Here is a 17,969-nt window from a genome sequence, read left to right as displayed (position 1 = left end):
CCGGCGGCAGGCAGCAAACGCCCAGGCGCCGGTTTTCATTCCCTACCCCCCCTCTCCCGCCCCAACCGCTCACTCCCAGCCGCGGGCCGCAAACCGCCGCCCGGCCGCCGCCCCATCGAGCCAGCGCGAGGCCAGCCCCGGCCCGCTCAGCAGCAGCACCCGCCCCGCCGGCAAGGCCCGGATGATGGCCGCGTACTGGCGCGGCGGCAGGGCCGGGCAGCCGCGGCTGTAGCCCAGGTGGCCATATTTCGCCACGTACTCCGGGCCGGCATAGTCGGCACCGTGCAGCACCACGTAGCGGTCCTCGGCGGTGGTGTTCTGGCCGGGGTCGAGGCCGCGCAGACGGCGCGAGAGGCCGTTTTTACCCTCATACGTAGCCAGCGTGCGGTAGAAGCCCAGCGCCGAGCAGGCCGACTTGAGCTGGCCCGAAAACCGCCGGGCCCGCAGGTGGCCCGAGCCGCGGCCGTGCGCCACCAGGCTGCGGTGCAGCACTTTGCGGGCCTTCAAATCAATGACCCAGAGGCGGGGCGTGGTGTTGGGCAGGTCGAGGTCGGCCACGGCCAGCACGGCGCCCCAACTCTGGGCGCGGTCCTGCTGCCGCAGCGCGAGGTAGCCCACGCAGGCCTGGGTCAGCACTTCGGGGCGCAGGTCGGCGGCTTCGGGGCCGAGGGCGTCGTGGAGTTGGCCGATGGCCTGGCGTAAGGCCGGCGTGAGGCCAGGCAGCGGCAGTACGGGCGTCAGGGCCAGCGAGTCGGGCAGTGGCGCGGGGCGGGCAGACCTGACCGTATCGGCCACGGCAGCGGGGGGTAGGGACTGGCCGGCGGCCAGCCGCGTTTCGTCGGCCCGCGCCTGGCAGCCGGCCAGCAGGGCCAGCAGCAGGGCTACCAGCAGCCCGACGGCCCCGGCCAGCCCGCGCCCAGCCCCTACCCCCCTCTCGGACGCCGAAGGCCGCAAAAGATGAATCAACCTCCCCATAAGCGGAAATTTACGCTCGCAAAGCTACCCTGACTAAAAAAACACGCTCGCGTTCACCTTAACGTAAAACGGCGTGCCGGGCGTGAAGTGCAGCTCGTCGACGGAGCTGGCTTCGCCGCGCAGCTGGCTGTCGGTGGCGAACTGGGCTTCGTTCCAGTCCACGTTGAGCAGGTTTTCGGCCGTGGCCCCAATTTGAAAGCGCGGGCGGGTGTAGCTCACCACGCCATCGAGCAGGAAGTAGCCCTGGGCCTCGATGCTGGCATCTTCGTTGGCCGGGCGGCGGTCGAGGTGGCGGTAGCGCAGGCTGGCGCTCAGGCCGCTGGGCTGCTTGAGGGTGAGGCCACCGATGCTGGTGAAGCGCGGGGCCAGCGGGATGAAGTTCGCGCCCTCGGCCACGCCCACCAGCCGGCCGTGGTTGTAGTTAAGGTCCACATCGGCAAACAAGGTGGGCGTGAGCTGGTAGCGCAAAGCCAGGTCGGCGCCGTAGCGGCGGGTGCGGCCGGCGTTTTCGGTGATGCCCTCGTCGCCGACGTACACCAGCTCCTCTTGCAGATGCAGGGCCCAGAGCGCGGCGTTCACCACCAGGTTGGGCACGGGCTTGAAGGTGCTCCCGACCTCGTAGCCCAGCGCGCGCGGCAGCACGTTGGCGTTGGGGTCGCGCACCACGCCGCGCGCATCATTGGAGTGAAAGCCAAAGCCGGAACGCGCAAACAGCTGCACGCCGGGCGTCAGCTGATAATACAAATTCAGCTTGGGCGAGACGCGGCCGGCCGTGGCCCGGCCCGAGAGCGCCGCGGCGCGGTCTTCGCGAAAGCGGAACACGAACACGTCGGCGCGCAGGGCAGCATTCAGGGTCAGCCGCTCGGTCAGCGTCAGGGTTTCATCGAGGTAGGCGTTGAGGTTTTGCTCGCGCACGCGGCCAGTGATGATGGTGTCGATGACTGCGCGCTGCGTGGCATTGAGCAGGCCCACGCCGGTGCGGTCGAGGCGGGTGCCGAGGCCGAAGGTGGTGTGCAGCTGACGGGCGCCGAGCTGGTCGTCGCGGTCGTAGGTGCCGAGGTAGCCGAAAATATGGCGGTCGTCAGTCTGCTTTATTTCGTCGCCGAGAGCGGGATTTTCCTTGAAAAAGGTAAAGTTGGAGAACAGTTGAAAGTTGTAGTTCGAGTAGTAGGCCTGCTGGCGCAGCACGGCCTCGTGGGGCAGGGCCGTGGTGAGGATGAGCGAGGCGTTGGTGCGGTCGGTGCGGCCACCCTCGCTGGGGTCGATGCTGCCGTAGCGCGAGATGAGGCCGGCCTCCACGGCGCGCTCGGGCACCTGCCCGCTGGCGTCCCAGCTGGAGTTGAAGTGCGAGCCGAGCACGGTCAGCGCCGTTTTAGCAGAAAGCTGACCCGTGTACTTGAGCAGGCCGTTGAAGCGCTTGAAGCGCTGGGGCTGGTCGAAGTAGGCGTTGGTGAAGTTGTACTCGGCGGCCAGGTAGGCGCTTTCCGGCTTTTGCGAAAACAGGTGGCGCTGGCTTTCGCCATTGCCGAGCAAGTCCAGCATTACCAGCGCCCGGCGCGTGTCGAAGCGGCCCAGCTCCAGCTTCACCTGGCTGGCGTCAAGGCGGGTTTTGGTTAGAAATTCGCCCGCGCCGGCCGTAGCAAAGTCACCGAAGCGCGCCGTGTAGGGCCCTTTATAAACCTTGAGCTGCTCAACGGTTTCGGGAATCACGAAGTGAAAATCGGCGTAGCCCTGCCCGTGGGCGTGACTGACCATATTCACCGGCAGCCCGTCGACGCTGACGGCGAAGTCGGTGCCGTGGTCGACATCAAAGCCGCGCAAAAAAATCTGCTCGGCCTTGCCGCCGCCCGCGTGCTGGGCGATGAAGAGGCCTGGCACGAGCCGCAGCAAGTCCTGCGCCGACTTGACCGGCCGCAAAACCTTGTCAATCTGACTGATAGCGACCAGGCTCTGGTTGGGGTCGCGCGGCTGGCTCACGACTACTTCGGCGAGGTTTAGTGCCGAGCTAGCCAGCACGAAGGGCAGCGTGCGGCTCTCGCCCGCCGCCAGGGTGAGGGGTAGGGAGACGGGGCGGTAGCCCAGCGCGCCCACCCGCAGGGTATAGGTGCCCGCCGCGAGGCCCGCCAGCCGAAACTGCCCGCGCGCATCGGTAGCCGTGCCGCCGGGCTGCCCCGCCAGCCCCACGCTCACGCCCGCCAGTGGCTGGCCCGAGAGTGAGTCGGTCACGGAGCCGCGCAACGTAGCTGGGCCCTGAGCGCGCGCCGAAACAGTAGTCAGCAGCAGGCCGCCCACTAGGCTCAGGCCAGCAAGCACGAGATAAAAGAGCCGGCGCGCCGCGTCGGCGGGCGCGTGGGCCGCCGCAGTGCCTGCCTCCCCGGCAGGTCGCGTTCCGTTGGCTGGGAGTGCACGAGATGATTTCATGACGCTGAAATCAAAAATTAGCCTTACTCATGCAGTTGGCCCGGCACTGCGTGCGGTGCTGGGTGCGCTGCTGAAGCAGGCCGCCGCGCGGCTGGCCCGCCGCGTCTGTGGCGGAAGGGGGGGGTAAGCGCCGGGCGCTGCCGAGGGCCGGGTGCGCCAGGGCCGCGCGGCCGGTGGCCGACAATTGCACGCAGAAGGAGCTAGCCGCAGCGCCCGCTGCGGGTTGGAGGGGTAAAACCAGGAAATTCATGGAAACTCGGGAAGTGGACGCGCCCCGGCGCGGCGGCGCAGCGGGCGGGCATCCGATAAGTGATAAGACGAAACGGCCGGGCACGCAATGCGCCCGGTACCGGGCGGCCCCCACGCATGAGGGCCGCAGTCGGCTTATCCCCGACGGGGCGGCAAATCTAGCTGGCCGCGGTAGCCGGCCGGCACGGCCGCCTCGCGGGCGGCGGGGCGCAACCGGGCCCGGTAGAAGGCCGGCGCGGCAACCATCCCTACCCCCCCGGCTTCGGGCAGGCAGTGCAAATCCAGCCCCTTGAGGGAGGAGAGCAGTTGCTGCAAGGGAGGCCGCTCGCCGTGCTTTTTCAGGGTGTACTGCACACCGTTGCAATCGTCGAAGCAGGCCAGGCGCAGCGTGTGCTGCAACTGAAACTGGCAGTCGTGGCTGTGCACGTAGGGAAACGGCCGGTCCACGACCCGCGCCGGCCGCTCGGCCATGCCCGCGCCGACTACCAGCAGGTAGTTAAGCAGCAAGAGCAGAACGAGATAGGGACGGGGCAAGGGGGTAGGGAATTAACTGTCAGCAAGTACGAGAATAGCAGCGACTTGTATGCTGCATTATATAAGCTTCAATTAAATAATTTTACGTAAAAAATACCCGCTCCACGGTCCAATAGGCCGCGACGAGGCCAATGGCGACCGAGGCGGGAATCACGACCCGGCGCCGGTACCAGGGCCTACCGGCAAACCAGTGCCCGACCAGCGCCCAGGCCAGCAGAATAACCGACACCTGCCCCAACTCGACGCCCACGTTAAAGGCCACCAGCGACTCGAAAAACGACTTTTTGGGCAAGCCCAGCGAGGTGAGGGCGCTGGCGAAGCCCAAACCGTGAATCAGGCCGAAGCCGAACACGAGGAGCACCCGCCAGGGGTTGAGCTTGTCGCTAAAAATGTTCTCTATCGCGACGAAGAGAATGGAAAGGGCAATGACCGGCTCGATAATCTCGGTCGGCGGACGGATGAGGCCGTACATGCCCAGTCCCAGCGTGATGGAGTGCGCCAACGTGAAGGCCGTGGCTTGCACCAGCACTGGCTTGAGGCGCGGCTCCAGAAAGAAGATGCTGAGCACGAACAGGATGTGGTCGAGGCCCAGCGGCACGATATGCTGAAAGCCTACTTGCAGGTAGGTCCAAAAAAGCTCGGTCCGGGAGAGCTTGCTCAGGTCCTGGTCGAGGACGTGGGCAGTGGCGGAGTGGGCGAGCAGCAACACCAAGCCTACCCCCCCCGCGCGCAGCGAAGCCTCCCGCAGAGGACGCCGTGTTTTCGCAGAGGTCGCAGATTCGTTCAAAACTGCTAGGTATTAGCGCACGGCCAGCAGCTGCTTGCCTTCGGCGGCCAGGTCGGGGCTGAGGTAGGGATTGATAGCCAGTGCCTTGGTAATCAAGGCCTGGCCCTGAGCTGGCTGCCCGGCTTTGGTGGCGATGAGGCCGGCGCGGCACAGCAGCACCGGGTTCTGGGAGTTGGTGCGCAGCGCCACCTGCATGTATTTCTGGGCCTCAGCAAACTCACCGCGCCGGTAGTATACCCAGGCCAGCGTTTCGTTCACGTCGATGTTGTCGGGGCGGCGCTCATACTCGATTTTGGCGTGCTTGAGGGCTAGTTCGGGCTCATTGGTTTTCAGATAGGCGTAGGCCAGCTCGCGGTCGGCGTAGTGGCCCATCTCCTCGTTTTCGTCGGCTTCGTCGGCTGCCTCGCTGAGCTGCCGGATGGCATCGGCGGCCATCTTTTCAGACTGCTCGGGCTGCTTGTTCAAGCGATAGAGGTCAGCCAGCTCGTCGGCAAAGGCATAGTCCTTGACCAGGGCGCGGGCCTGCTCCAGGTGCTTGATGGCGGTGGGGTAGTCGCGGCGGGCCGCCGCCACCCGGCCCAGCCCAGCCAGGGCGTAGGCGTAGTAGGGCCGCACGGCCAGGGATTTCTGGTACTCGTTTTCGGCGCGGGTCAGGTCGCCGGAGTTTTCATACAGGTGGCCGAGCTGCACGCGGCTCCACTCGGTTTGCTCCAGACCAATATAGCCGGCCTTGGTAGCCATGTCCATTGCCTCGATGGCGCCGGGCACGTCGCCGTATATCTCGCGCAGGTAGCTCACGCGGGCGTAGGAGCGCAGGTCGGGGCGCACCTGGTTCATCTTGTCGGCCATCTTCACGGCCTCATCATAGCGGCCCAGCTCGACGTTGGCATCGCAGAGCAGGCCATACACAAACGAGTTGTAGGGGTTTATTTTCACGGCCTGCTCGGCCACGGCCAGGCCCTGGGAGAAGTGGTGCTGGGTTAAGCACAGTGAGGCCTTCGAGCACAAAGCCTCGAAGTTGCCGGGCTCGGCGACCAGCACTTTTTCCAGCAGCTGCATGGCCGCGCCGTCATAGTAAGGGTGGTCGCCGGTGACGCGGGCCTCCTGCATGTAGGCTTGGGCCAGCAGCAGCTGGCTCTGGTGGTCGTCGGGGTTCTGGCGCAGCTTGCCCAGTAGCCCCTGAATGGCTTTTTTGGTGTTCGTCCACTCGCCGCCCAAGGCCAGGTGGCTGGGCCGCTCCTTGAGGGTAGGAATGGCGGCCGTACCCGGCTTTTTAAAGATGAAAATGGCGGCTACTGCCATGCCAAAGCCCAGCAGCAGTAGGGGGTAGAGATATTTTCTCACAAAAAGAGAAGAAGAGGAAACAAATCAGAAATGGGATGCCCTTGGCAGCACGTAAAGCTAAAGGTAATCCAGCTCAACCAGCCGCAAAAAAAGAGCCGCCGCCAACCTGAACAGGTCAACCGGCGGCTCTTTCGGGCTAACAGGCTGCGTCGGGCCGCAGCCTTACTGCATTAGTCGTGCTGAATCTGCACCGACTGCACCACCGTGCGGCCGTTGTAGACCGTGGCGATGTAGCGGCCGGCCGGCAGATTGCGGCCGGGACGCCAGCTGATTTCGTGGCTGCCCGCCTCAAAGCGCTTGTTGTCGGCAATCGTGGCGACACGGCGACCGCGGCTGTCGCTCACCACAATGGTCAGGTTCGAGGCCAAGCCCGTGTTCACCCGGAACGTGGTTTGGTCAACCACCGGGTTTGGGTATACCTGCACGTTCGTCACGGCCGGCTTCATATTAAGGCCGGCTGCCTGGCTTACCGAGCCACGCTGCGAGGTCGGCGTGGGCTGGGCGTTGAGGCCGCTCCAGGGCGTTTGAGCAAAGGGGAACACCGACTTGAAGGTCGTGTCGTTGCGCTCAATGTTGGTGGTGAAGCTCAACACGTTAAGCAGCTGCGGCGTTACCGGGCTGGGGCTGCTGCCCACCATGTAGTCGTCGTAGAACAGGCCGATGGCAGCCAGCACGGCGCCACCCACAGCTTGCAACTCGATACGGGTTACGTCATCTTCGAGGCGACGACCGTTCGGGAAGCCGTCCATGTTCGGAATGTTCTGGACGTCGGTCGTAGCGTTGAAGCGCGGGTCGGTCAGACCGAGTGCGGCAGCAGCAATCAGGCCCTCGGAGCTGAAGTCAGGTGAGTTGCGGGGGGTAGGCGGCACGGCCATGTTCAGGCGCAGCATGTCGCCGAACGTAGGCAGGAAGTTGTTGATGAAGGGCTTGCCGGCGGCCAGCGGGTTGCCGTTCTTGCCGGTTGCCAGCTGATAGGGCCGCAGGTTCGGCACACCAGTGTGGAAGATAGGCAGCAGGTCAACTGAGCGCGGCTGGCCGGGGCGGAGCAGGAACTCGCCGAAGCCACCCTGGGCGATAGGCGCCAGAGCCGTGCCGGCCACGGCGGCCGAGCCAGCCAGCGGCGAGAGGCCATTGGCTCCGTTGCGGAAGTCAAAGCCATTGGGGAAGGCGGGCAGCAAACCAGCCAGCGACTTGGTTTGAATACGTAGCGGCATCAGGCCGGGGACGGCCTCGCCGAAGTAAGTCTGACCAGCGGGCTTGGGCGCGGCGCCATTCATCGGCATGTTGTCGGCCACGTACAAGCCCAGCTCCGGGTTGAGCAGGTTCCGGTCGAAGCGAAACTGCCGCGAGCCGGCGGCGGGCAGTGGCACGCCGTAAGGGCGCTGCGAGTTCCACTCGTCTTTCAAGCCGATGGGAATAATTACCTCGTTGGTGAGGGGCATCCCCAGGCGTGAAATCTGTACGAAGTTGCCACGCTCAGTCGAGGTACCGTCGAGGTTGAGGACGCGCATGGTACGGCGGCTAGCCGAAGCCCACACCCCGATGATGTAGTTGGAATCAAGAATGTTGGTTTGCGCGGTCAGATTTCCTACCCCCTGCTTGGTGAGCAAACGCACTGGAATCTTCATGGCGATGGTGTGCACGTTCTTGCGGGCCAGGCCGTCGCGGGCGGCACCAGCGGGCCGCACGGCGCCCAAATCAAAGATGGCGCCCAGGTCAGTGAAGAACGGGTCGTCAATTTGGCCGCAGAACACCTTCAAGCCGTTGCCGAAGGTTTGCACGTGGCGGGCCATGTAGGCGGTGTAGCCATCCGCCTGGTTCAGGCCCACCGGGGTTTCGATGGAGCGCGGCCCGATGTTGGGCGCCGGCACCGGCGCAAAGCCCGTGAGCTGCGTGGTGGTGCCATTGCGGATTACGTCCAGCGCGTAGTAAGTGCGCAGGTTCTCTTTGCCCAGCCGCACCCGGAAAAACGTCGAAGGGTCCTCGTTGAAGCGCTTGAACGTAAAGCGGTAGATGATGTCGTCGCCGGTAGTGGCGGCGTTGTTCTTGACGTGAATATCATACTGGATATTCTCGCCGAAGGTGTAGAAGTTGGGACCGCCCTGCGGTATCTCAAACGGGATGTAGTTGGCGATGATGGTCACCGTGGCATTGGCGTCGTTGGCCACGTTGTCGGGGCTGCGGAACGCGTACACGTCGGTGTTATCGGCCAGCGGGTCGTCGGCGATGGTCGGCGCTTCGCGGTGACTGGATGCTTCTAGGGCGCTGTGCTGGCCGGTCCAGGCCAGCAGCCCTCCCACCGAGGTTGCGACCAGCGCAACGTGGAAGAGCGGACGGGTAAGCAGGTTTTTCATAAAATGAAAAAGGGGTTTGGGGTGAGAAAATAGAGCTGCGAAAGCATGGTTGAGTGGCCGCGAATAGAAAGTCAGCACAGCATCCTTTCAGAGGATTCGAGGAATTAATGTAATTATTTCAATGCTTGCCTACGAAGGTACGAGGACACCCTTGAGCCTGGATTTATAATTTGTGAAAGTTTTTATAAAAAATTGTGTCCTCTGCGGATGCGCCACCTCAGGCCAGTATTCAGGCGGAATCCGTCACGCAAACAGCCATAAAAAAGAGCCGCCGCTGACCTGGGCAGGTCGGCGGCGGCTCTATTCCATTCGGTAGCAGTAGGAAGACTGGCTACCTGGTCAGCTGCACGTTCAGCTTAGTTGCGCTGGATGTGGAGAGATTGCAGCATGGTGCTGCCGTTGTACACTGTGGCGATGTACTGACCGGGCGCTACCTCGCGGCCCGGACGCCACGTCAGCTCGTGGCTGCCTTTGCTGAAGCTCTTGCCAGTCGCCAGCGTCGCCACGCGCTTGCCGGTGATGTCGCTCACAATCAAAGTCAGGTTCGACTTCACACCAATCTCCAGCTTGAACGTGGTCAGGTCGGTGAACGGATTGGGATAGTTCTGCACTGCGCTCAGCACCGGCTGCAGGCCCAGGCCGCGGGTGCCGCGCTGCGAGGTAGCCGTGGGCTGGGCCTTGGTGCCGGCCCAGGGAGCCTGCACGTAGGGGAAGCCCGCCTTGAGCGTGGTGTCGTTGCGCTCAATGCCGGTGGTGAAGCTCAGCACGCTGCCCAGCTGCGCCGTCACACCGCTAGTGGCGTCGGGGCCGAAGTCATCATACCACAAGCCAATGGCGGCCAGCACGGCGCCGCTCACGGCTTGCAGCTCGATGCGGACTACGTCATCCTCGAGGCGGCGGCCGTTGGGGAAGCCGTCCATGTTGGGGATGTTCACCAGGTCAGCGTTGGCGTTGTAGCGCGGGTCGGTCAGGCCCAGGCGGGCGGCGGCAATCAGGCCCTCGGAGCTGAAATCAGTCGAGTTGCGGGGGGTAGGCGGCACGGCCATGTTCAGGCGCAGCATGTCGCCCACCACGGGCAGGAAGTTGTTGATGAACGGCTTGCCAGCGGCCAGCGGGTTGCCGGCTTTGCCGGTGGCCAGCTGATAGGGCCGCAGGTTGGGCACGCCGGTCATAAAGATGGGCAGCAGGTCCGCCGAGCGGGGCTTACCCGTTTGCAACAGGATAGGGCCGAAGGTGGCATCGGCGAAGACGGTGCCGGCGCGCTGCTCGGCCGAAAGCACCGCGAGGCCGTCGGCACCGTTGCGGAAGTCAAAACCATTGGTGGGCAGGCCCGCGCGGCCGGCCAGGGATTTGGACTGAATGCGCAGCGGGGCGAAGCCCGGCACGGCCTCACCATAATAGGTCTGGCCGGCGGGCTTGGCCGCGGCGCCGTTGCGGGGCGTGTTATCGGCCATGTAGAGGCCTAGCTCCGGGTTCACGAAGTTGGCCTGGAAGGCTGCGTTCTCGGTGTAGGGCGTGCGGGCGTTAAACTCGTCCTTGTTGCCGATGGGGTTCACCACCTCGTTGGTGAGGGGCATTCCCAGGCGCGAGACTTGCACGTACTCGCCCGACACAGTTTGTGAGCCAGGCGTGGTGGCGGTAGGCGCGACCAGCGTTTTGATAGCCGGGCGGCTGGCCGAGGCCCACACGCCGATTACATAGTTCGGGTCGAGAATATTAGCCGCCTCCGAGCCGGGTTTGCCGGTCTTTTGCAGCACCGAAATCGGCAGCTGCAAGGCAATAGTGTTGACGTTCTTATGATACAACCCGTCGCGGGCATTCAGCGGGCGCACGCCGCCCAGGTCCTCGATGCCGCCAATGTCCACGAAGAACGGGTCGTCCACGGGGCCGCAGAATACCTTGCCGCCGCCGGCCGTCGTGATGGCGCTGGTCATCAGGGCGTCGTAGCTGGCCGCGCCCAGGCCGGCCGCACCGCTGATGGCCCGCGGACCAACATTGTAGGGCGGCACCACGGCGTTATCCATTACGGTGGTGAAGGCGCCGCCGCGGGTGCTCATCTCCAGCTTGTAGGTCGTCTTCAGGTTCTCCTTGCCCAGCCGGATGTTGAAGTGGGTCGTCGGGTCCTCATTGGTCCGGGTGAAAGTGAAGCGATAGGTGATGTCGTCGCCCGTGGTTGTAGCGTCGTTTTTGATGTGAATCTCGTAGCGGATGTTCTCGCCGAAGTGGTAGTAGTTCGGCCCGCCCTGCGGCAGCTGAAACGGGATAAAGTTGGCGATGATGTTGATCATCTCCGGGTCCGTCGGGTCGCGGAAGGCGTACACGTCGGTGTTGTCAGCCAACGGGTCGTCGGCAATCAGGGGCGCCTCGCGGTGGCTTGACGCCTCCAGACGGTTGACCTGACCGGTCCAGGCCAGTGCGCCACCCACGGCAGCGGCGGCCAGGGCCGTGTGAAACAAGGGTTTGGTAAGCAGCTTTCTCATGCGAAAAATGGTATTATATTGGTAAAAAATTGGGAAATAAAAACGCATTGGCGAACGTTACAACTTGTTTGAATCCAAACAGCCATTGGCGTCAGACTTTGCGACCGCAATATAAAGCGCATTTACGGCTATGGACCCAATAAGAAGTTATATTTTTTAAAAATAGAATTATTTTTTTACGCGGCGTGGTTTCGGCCGGTAGTTCCCTACCCCCCGGCCGCGCGGCCAGCGGCCGGGGCCCGCCCGGTACCGCGTACTTTTGCCAACCGCATCCGGGGCAACGTTCAGGTGCGGTTTATTGCTCCCAGGCCTCTCGTGGAGCGGCTTTATCCTCCTCGCTTTCTATCTTTTGACTATGGCTAAAGTTGCCATCAACCTTGCCACCGGCAGCCTGCAGCAGGAAGAGCTGATTGTGGGCATCGACCTGGGCACCACCAACTCGCTGGTGGCCTACGTGCACCCCGACACCCGCCTGCCCGCCGCCATCAACGACCTGGGCCGCGGCACCATCGTCCCCTCGGTCATTCACTTCCCGGCCCAGGACGGCGATTTGCTCGTCGGCGAAGCGGCCCGCGAATTTTTGCTCACTGACCCCGCCCATACGATTTACTCCGTGAAGCGCCTGCTGAGCAAGAGCTACCGCGACCTCGGCGAGCACGCCGGCCAGCTCGGCTACAAGGTGATTGACGACAACTCCGAAGGGCTGGTCAAAATTCGGGTGGGCGAGCGGTTCTACTCGCCCATCGAGCTGTCGGCCCTGATTCTGAAAGAGCTGAAAGCCCGCGCCGAGCACGCCCTCAAGACGCCCGTCAACCGTGCCGTCATCACCGTGCCGGCGTATTTCAACGACTCGCAGCGCCAAGCCACCCGCGACGCCGGCCGCCTCGCCGGCCTCGAAGTGCTGCGCATCGTCAATGAGCCCACCGCCGCCGCCCTGGCCTACGGCATTGGTCTTGACCCCGCCGAGACCAAAACCGTGGCCGTGTACGACCTGGGCGGCGGCACCTTCGACATCAGCATCCTGCGCATTCAGCAGGGCATCTTCGAGGTGCTCAGCACCCACGGCGACACCTGGCTCGGCGGCGACGATATGGACCGCGTGGTGGTGGAGCACTGGCAGAAAACCAGTTCCCTACCCCCCCCCTTTGCCGCAACCCCCGAACTGCAACAACAGGTGCGCCTGGCCGCCGAGATGGCCAAGAAATACCTGAGCCAGCACGATGATTTCACCACCCAGCTCACCGACGATGCCGGCCAGGTGTACCCGGTTTCGCTCACCAAAGCGGAATTTAACGACCTCATCCATCCGCTCGTGGCGCGCACCATCGCCGCCTGCCGCCAGGCCCTGACTGACGCCAACCTGACTCCTGGTTTCTCGTCTTCCAATTCCCTACCCCCCCCTTCCGCTCTGAACGCCGTGCTGCTCGTCGGCGGCTCGACGCGGGTGCCACTGGTGGTGGAAGAGGTGTCGAAATTCTTCGGCCAGCCCGCTAACAATTCGCTTAATCCCGACGAAGTAGTAGCACTAGGCGCCGCTATTCAGGCCGACATCCTGGCCGGCAACCGCCGCGACGTGCTGCTGCTCGACGTGACGCCGCTCACGCTCGGCATTGAAACGCTCGGCGGCCTGCTCGACCCCATCATCCCGCGCAACTCGAAAATCCCGACCAAGGCCGGCCGCCAGTACACGACTAGCGTGGACGGCCAGGTGAACCTGAAAATCGGGGTTTACCAGGGTGAGCGGGATTTGGTGAGCGAAAACCGCAAGCTCGGCGAGTTCGTCCTCAGCGGCATCCCGGCCATGCCCGCGGGCCTGCCCAAAGTCGATGTCAACTTCCTGCTCAACGCCGATGGCATCCTGCAAGTTGAAGCTGTCGAGCTGCGCTCTGATACCCGCCAGCAGGTCGAAATCAAGCCTCAGTACGGCCTTACCGACCAGCAGGTCGAGCAGATGCTGCTGGACTCGCTCACCAATGCCAAGCAGGACATGGCCGCCCGCTTGCTCATCGAGGCCCGCACCGCCGCCGAGCAGCTGCTTTATCAGGTAGAGAGCTTCCATCGCAAAAACGCCGAACATCTCACTCAGGAAGAGCAAGACGCCACCGCCGGGCAGGTTCAGAAGCTGCGGCAGGCGCTGCAAAGCCCGGAGCGCGACCCCATTCTTAAAGAGATGGACGCGCTGGATGAGCTGACGCGCCCCTACGCTGAGCGGGTCATGGACATCTCCATCAAGCAGGCAATGGCGGGCAGGAAAATCTTGTAAAACCAGGTATCCCTACCCCCCACCCACCCGGCAACCCTCTACACCAGCACATACCAGTACAAAAGCGATTTTGTACTGGTATTTTAGTTCTAGTCCGTTCAAAACAGATGCCGCTCCGCTCTCAGCGGTGACGCAGCCGGAACTCCAGCACCTGCCGCGCCGCCGTGTCGCGGAACGTCGTCTCCAGCCACTCTGGCGGCGTGCGCCGCGCCGAAGCGGAGTCTGCAACCCAGGCGAAAGCCACGAACAGCTGAGTGCCCGCCCCGCGCTCATCCAGCCGCAGGCCAAGCTTGTACAGCTCGATGCCGGCGCCGCGCTGCTGGCCCCGCGCCGCCAACGGCCGGGCTAGCCCCCGAAACTGCCTCTGGCTCATTGACCGCCGCGCTTCCGGGGCCAGCCGCCGATAAGCCGCGGTGTAGTCGGCGCGCAAAATAGCGCGCAAAAAAAAGCCGGCAACCTGTGCCTGGCTGGGCCGGCGGGGCGCGGGCCTAGCCGCGGCAAAAGTCGGCGGCTTCACGCCGGCCAGAGACAGCAAGCTTCCTAACCCTAACACTAGCGAGGCGGCCAGGGTAGCGCCGCCCGGCCAGCTCGGCTGGCGCAGGCCGCGCCCCGCGAGCCGCTTTGGCTTTGCGAGCCAACGAGCAAACCGACGAAAGCCACTGGGCAGAAAAAGCTGGTGCATCGCCAAAAATAAGCGGGGGCGGCTGGCCCGGCACAATGCTAGGCCGCCGCCCCCGCGTTTCCTACCCCTGCTTCGGTACTAAGTCAGGAAGTAATAGCAATACCTATTCGATGACTACCCGGCGCGTGACGCGCAGGCCCGGCAGGCCGCTCAGACGCAGCGAATACACGCCGGTAACCAGGTGCTGAGTGGCAATTTCTGCCTGATTGGTGCGCCCGGCACCCAGTTGCAGCGGCTGCACGTGGACGCGCTGCCCCAGGGCATTGAACAGCTCCAGCGACGCCGTGCCGGACACGCCCGCTCCCTGAAGCTGCACCCGCAGCTGATTGCCGCTGGCAACGGGGTTAGGCGCAACGGCCACGGTGTAGCCGGCCGTTTGCTGGCGGCTGGCCAGTGCCTGCCGCACGGTGAGGGGTAGGGGCAGGAAATTGTTGTTCTCATTGGCTTCCCCTACCACCCCTTGCGGGTCGGCCACGAACAGCACGTAGTAGTTGCCGGCGGCCGTTGTGGCCGGAATGTTCAGGTTGGCCGAGCGCGCCGCGCTCTGACCGGCCGGCAGGCTGCCGCCCGCCACGACGTCTAGCAGCAGGTCGCTGGCATCGAGCACCTGATTGGCCGACAGGTAGTAGCCCACCGGGCTGCTGGCGGCGGCGGCGGTGCCGGAGTTCTGCATGAAGCAGTTGCTGCTGAGGGTCTGCCCTGCGCCGATGGTGCCGGCCGATAGCGCCGGCTGCTGAATCAGCAGGTCGATGTTTGACTCGAACACGGTCAGGAACTGGAAGGAGACGTTGTTGCCCTCGTTGGCTTCCGCCACCACGTTCGCCGGGTCGGCCACGAAGAGCAGGTAGTACCCACCCGGCGCCACGCCGCCCGGTAGCGTCACGAGCGCCTGCCGGAAGTTGCTGAAGCCGGCGCTCAGCGCCGCGCCGGGGCTGGTGCCCAGCAGCAGGTCGCTGGCCTCCAAAGTGGAATTGGAGGAGAGATAATAGCTCACGTTCGAGCTGCTGGCCGGCGCCGCGCCCTGGTTAAGCATAGTGGCGCTCAGGCTCAGGCTGGAGCCGGTCGCTACGGCCGTCGGCGCGGCACTAATCTGGGTGAAGAGCAGGTCGGCCTGCCCGGAGTTAGTGGCGCAGCTGGCCGTGGCTGTAAAGCCGGTCGAGGTAATGCTGCCGTCCGTGGTGAATTGCACCGTCAGGGCCCCCGCGGCGTTGGTTGCTTGCAGGACGGGCGGCAGCTGGCTGTTCGAGTAGCCCGAATAGCTGCCCAGCAGCGGCGCATTGGTGCTGGTGCCATCGTAGACGCGCACCACATCAAGGCCGGTTTCAGTTGAGAGCGTGGTGAACACCAGTCGCACCATCGCGCCGGCCGTGGCCGGCAGAATGGTCAGCGAGCCGTTGGCGTAGTCGTTGTAGTTGCTGAAGCCACCGTGGTCGTAGATGGTAGTCGAGCAGGTAGTGATGGTTGCCGTGCCGCTGAGGGGCACGACGGTGCCACTGAAGGGCTCGGTCACGTTCAGGTTTACGCTGGCCACGTTGTTGTTCTCGTTGGTTTCACCGACCTGGCTAAGATGGTCGGCCACGAACAGTACGTAATAGCTGCCGGCCGCCGTGCCCGCCGGGATAACCAGGCTGGCGTAGCGGGTGCTGCTCTGCTCGGCGCCTAGGGCGAAGCCACTCGTCGTGCTAAGCAGCACGTCGCTGGCGTCCAGGGCCTGGTTGGCCGACAGGTAGTAGCCCACCGGGCTGTTGTTGGCCGTTGTATTGCCGGCGTTGCGGATAACGCAGTCGGCACTCAGCGAGAAGCCGGGCGTCACGCTGTTGGTCGAGAGGTAGGGCTGCTGGATGAGCAGGTCGACGCCCGGCGGCACGACTTGCAGCGGGGCGCTGGCGACGTTGTTGTTCTCGTTGGTTTCACCGACTTGGCTAAGATGGTCGGCCACGAACAGTACGTAATAGCTGCCGGCCGCCGTGCCCGCCGGTACCGTCAGGCCCAGGTAGCGCGACGACGAGTTGCCGCCGAACACGCTGCCGTTGGTAGTGCCCAGCAGCACGTCGCTGGCGTCCAGGGCCTGGTTGGCCGAGAGAAAGTAGCCCACCGTCGCCGGGTTGGCAGCGGCGTTGCCTTGGTTGTAGAGGTAGCACGAAGCGGCCGTGCTGCCACCGGGCGCCACCGTCGTCGGGCTCAAGTAGACACTTTGCAGCAGCAAGTCGATGCTCGGGGCCAGCACCGTCAGTGACTGGCTGCGCACGTTGTTGGCTTCGTTGATTTCCATCACCGCGTTCTGCGGGTCGGCCACGAACAGCACGTAATAGCTGCCGGGCGCCGTGCCGGCCGGAATGGCCGGAATGGCGTAGCGGGTGCTGCTCTGATTGGCGGACAGCGAACCGCCCTGCGCGGTGCTCAGCAGCAGGTCGGCGGCGTCGAAGGTTTGATTGCTGGATAAGTAGAAGCCCGCGACGCTGCTGCTCGCCTGCGTGTTGCCCTGATTGGAAATCGCGCAGTTCATCTGCACGCTGTTGCCGGCCACGACCGTGCTCTGATACAGCTGCTCCTGAGTGATAAGCAGGTCAACCCCGGCCGGCGAGACCGTGATGCTGACGGCCGCCACGTTGTTGGCCTCGTTGGTTTCACCAACCTGATTCTGATAGTCGGCCACGAACAGGATGTAGTACGTGCCGGGCGCGGTGCCCGGCGGCACGGCGGCCGTGCCGTAGCGGTCTGAGGAATAAGGTGGCGAGAGAGCCGTGCCGAACTGCGAGGTGAGCAGCTGGTCGTTGGCGTCCAGGGTCGTATTGGTTGATAAATAAAAGCCGACGCTGCTGCTACTGGCCGGGGCGTTGCCCTGGTTGAGGATGGCGCAGCTCAAGCTGATGGAGTTGCCGGCGGCCGTGTTTAGCGGATTTACCACGGCCTGCTGAATGGTGAGGTCAATGGCAGGCGGCGTCACGGTAATGCTGACCGCCGCCACGTTGTTGCCCTCGTTGGACTCGTTGACCTGGTTCTGGTAGTCAGCTGTAAACAGCACGTAGTAGTTGCCCGGCGCGGTACCGGCTGGCACCGTGAAGCTGGCGTAGCGCGCTGAGGACTGCCCCACCTGCAGTGCAGAGCCCGTCGAGTTGCCCAACAATTGGTCGGCAGCATCAAGCACGGCATTGCTGGACAGGTAGTAGCCTACTGCGCTGGAAGGAGCCGTGGCCCCCGACAGGTTATAGATAGAGCAGTTCGCCGTGAGCGAGCCGCCGGCCACCACGCTCAGGGGCGAGAGCGACGCACTCTGCAAGGCCAGGTCGGCCTGGGCCTGCGGTGGAATGTCGGTCACGCACCCAATAGTCGCCGCAAAGCCGCTGTAGTTGACCGTGTAGTCCGAACTCAGACGCACGGTCAGGGCCCCCGAAGCCGAACTGCCGTATACCGTGCCGGGTGAGATGCTGGAGTCATACGTGCCAATGAGCGGCGCATTCACACTCGTTCCATCATAGATATAGACGACGTCATAGCCCGGCTCCAGGCTGAAGGAAGAAAATTCGAGCCGCACCTTGTTGCCGGTCGTCGCCGGCATAATTGTGATGGTGCCATTAGCGCTGGGCGAGTAGCTGCCGCTTGGCCCGCCATCGTCGTAGAGCGTGCCCGAGCAGGTTGTGATGCTTGTAGTGCCGTTAGCCGGCAGTTGAAAATTTTGCGCCGAGGCACTTGAAAGCCCGGCGGAGCTTAGCAGCGCTAAAAGGCCCAAGGACTTGGCAAGCGGCCAGGCCGCAGGGTAATTGTGTTTCATTAAAAAGTGAAAAAAGAATTGATAAAAGTTAAAATTATATTACTGAATCTTTAATAACGTAGCCTGCCCCGCGCCTACCAGAGGTGGTGCCCGAAGCGACCCGTCTCT

The 17,969-nt window shown here is 63.8% G+C and carries 11 protein-coding genes; 1 reads left to right on the top strand and 10 read right to left on the bottom strand.

What is annotated here, in order from left to right:
* Nucleotides 1-69 precede the first annotated feature (69 nt).
* From ACFE70_RS00525 to ACFE70_RS00490, 8 genes are all read right to left on the bottom strand, one after another.
* Complete coding sequence (locus ACFE70_RS00525; protein ID WP_375415741.1) at nt 70-966, bottom strand: murein L,D-transpeptidase catalytic domain family protein; 897 nt, start codon at nt 964-966, stop codon at nt 70-72.
* A gap of 42 nt (nt 967-1,008) precedes the next feature.
* Nucleotides 1,009-3,396: a TonB-dependent receptor gene (locus tag ACFE70_RS00520; protein ID WP_375415740.1), complete on the bottom strand. Its 2,388-nt coding sequence runs from the start codon at nt 3,394-3,396 to the stop codon at nt 1,009-1,011.
* A gap of 10 nt (nt 3,397-3,406) precedes the next feature.
* Nucleotides 3,407-3,646 carry a hypothetical protein gene (locus ACFE70_RS00515; protein WP_375415739.1) on the bottom strand — a complete coding sequence of 80 codons (240 nt, stop codon included), beginning with the start codon at nt 3,644-3,646 and terminating at the stop codon, nt 3,407-3,409.
* 134 nt (nt 3,647-3,780) lie between these two features.
* Complete coding sequence (locus ACFE70_RS00510) at nt 3,781-4,179, bottom strand: hypothetical protein (protein ID WP_375415738.1); 399 nt, start codon at nt 4,177-4,179, stop codon at nt 3,781-3,783.
* An 82-nt stretch (nt 4,180-4,261) separates the two neighbouring features.
* Complete coding sequence (locus tag ACFE70_RS00505) at nt 4,262-4,966, bottom strand: HupE/UreJ family protein (protein ID WP_375415737.1); 705 nt, start codon at nt 4,964-4,966, stop codon at nt 4,262-4,264.
* Nucleotides 4,967-4,978: 12 nt separating this feature from the next.
* Entirely contained in the window at nt 4,979-6,310 is a 1,332-nt protein-coding gene (locus ACFE70_RS00500) for a tetratricopeptide repeat protein (RefSeq protein WP_375415736.1), read from the bottom strand.
* 170 nt (nt 6,311-6,480) lie between these two features.
* A complete protein-coding gene (locus ACFE70_RS00495; RefSeq protein WP_375415735.1) occupies nt 6,481-8,664 on the bottom strand; it encodes a DUF4331 family protein in 2,184 nt (727 codons plus the stop codon).
* Between the two features lie 356 nt (nt 8,665-9,020).
* On the bottom strand, nt 9,021-11,144 hold the full coding sequence (locus tag ACFE70_RS00490; RefSeq protein ID WP_375415734.1) for a DUF4331 family protein: 2,124 nt from the start codon (nt 11,142-11,144) through the stop codon (nt 9,021-9,023).
* A 355-nt stretch (nt 11,145-11,499) separates the two neighbouring features.
* On the opposite strand from ACFE70_RS00490, the gene hscA reads away from it, so the two are divergent.
* Nucleotides 11,500-13,407 carry a Fe-S protein assembly chaperone HscA gene (gene hscA / locus ACFE70_RS00485; RefSeq protein WP_375415733.1) on the top strand — a complete coding sequence of 636 codons (1,908 nt, stop codon included), beginning with the start codon at nt 11,500-11,502 and terminating at the stop codon, nt 13,405-13,407.
* 121 nt (nt 13,408-13,528) lie between these two features.
* On the opposite strand, the gene ACFE70_RS00480 is transcribed toward hscA, so the two are convergent.
* Together ACFE70_RS00480 and ACFE70_RS00475 are read right to left on the bottom strand one after the other, a co-directional pair.
* Nucleotides 13,529-13,849: a hypothetical protein gene (locus ACFE70_RS00480; RefSeq protein WP_375415732.1), complete on the bottom strand. Its 321-nt coding sequence runs from the start codon at nt 13,847-13,849 to the stop codon at nt 13,529-13,531.
* A gap of 343 nt (nt 13,850-14,192) precedes the next feature.
* The gene (locus ACFE70_RS00475; protein WP_375415731.1) at nt 14,193-17,861 is read right to left on the bottom strand and encodes a CARDB domain-containing protein; all 3,669 of its coding nucleotides are present in this window, start codon (nt 17,859-17,861) and stop codon (nt 14,193-14,195) included.
* Nucleotides 17,862-17,969 lie beyond the last annotated feature (108 nt).

Origin of the sequence: uncultured Hymenobacter sp., assembly GCF_964243305.1 — a bacterium.
Lineage (GTDB): Bacteria > Bacteroidota > Bacteroidia > Cytophagales > Hymenobacteraceae > Hymenobacter.
Note: the sequence above shows the minus strand (reverse complement) of the source record. Positions and strands in the feature narration are given on the sequence as shown.

Excerpts from the sequence above, each read along its gene's own strand:
- hscA (WP_375415733.1), top strand. The coding sequence starts at position 11,500 with ATGGCTAAAGTTGCCATCAACCTTGCCACCGGCAGCCTGCAGCAGGAA.
- ACFE70_RS00490 (WP_375415734.1), bottom strand. The coding sequence starts at position 11,144 with ATGAGAAAGCTGCTTACCAAACCCTTGTTTCACACGGCCCTGGCCGCC.
- ACFE70_RS00520 (WP_375415740.1), bottom strand. The coding sequence starts at position 3,396 with ATGAAATCATCTCGTGCACTCCCAGCCAACGGAACGCGACCTGCCGGG.
- ACFE70_RS00475 (WP_375415731.1), bottom strand. The coding sequence starts at position 17,861 with ATGAAACACAATTACCCTGCGGCCTGGCCGCTTGCCAAGTCCTTGGGC.
- ACFE70_RS00495 (WP_375415735.1), bottom strand. The coding sequence starts at position 8,664 with ATGAAAAACCTGCTTACCCGTCCGCTCTTCCACGTTGCGCTGGTCGCA.
- ACFE70_RS00515 (WP_375415739.1), bottom strand. The coding sequence starts at position 3,646 with ATGAATTTCCTGGTTTTACCCCTCCAACCCGCAGCGGGCGCTGCGGCT.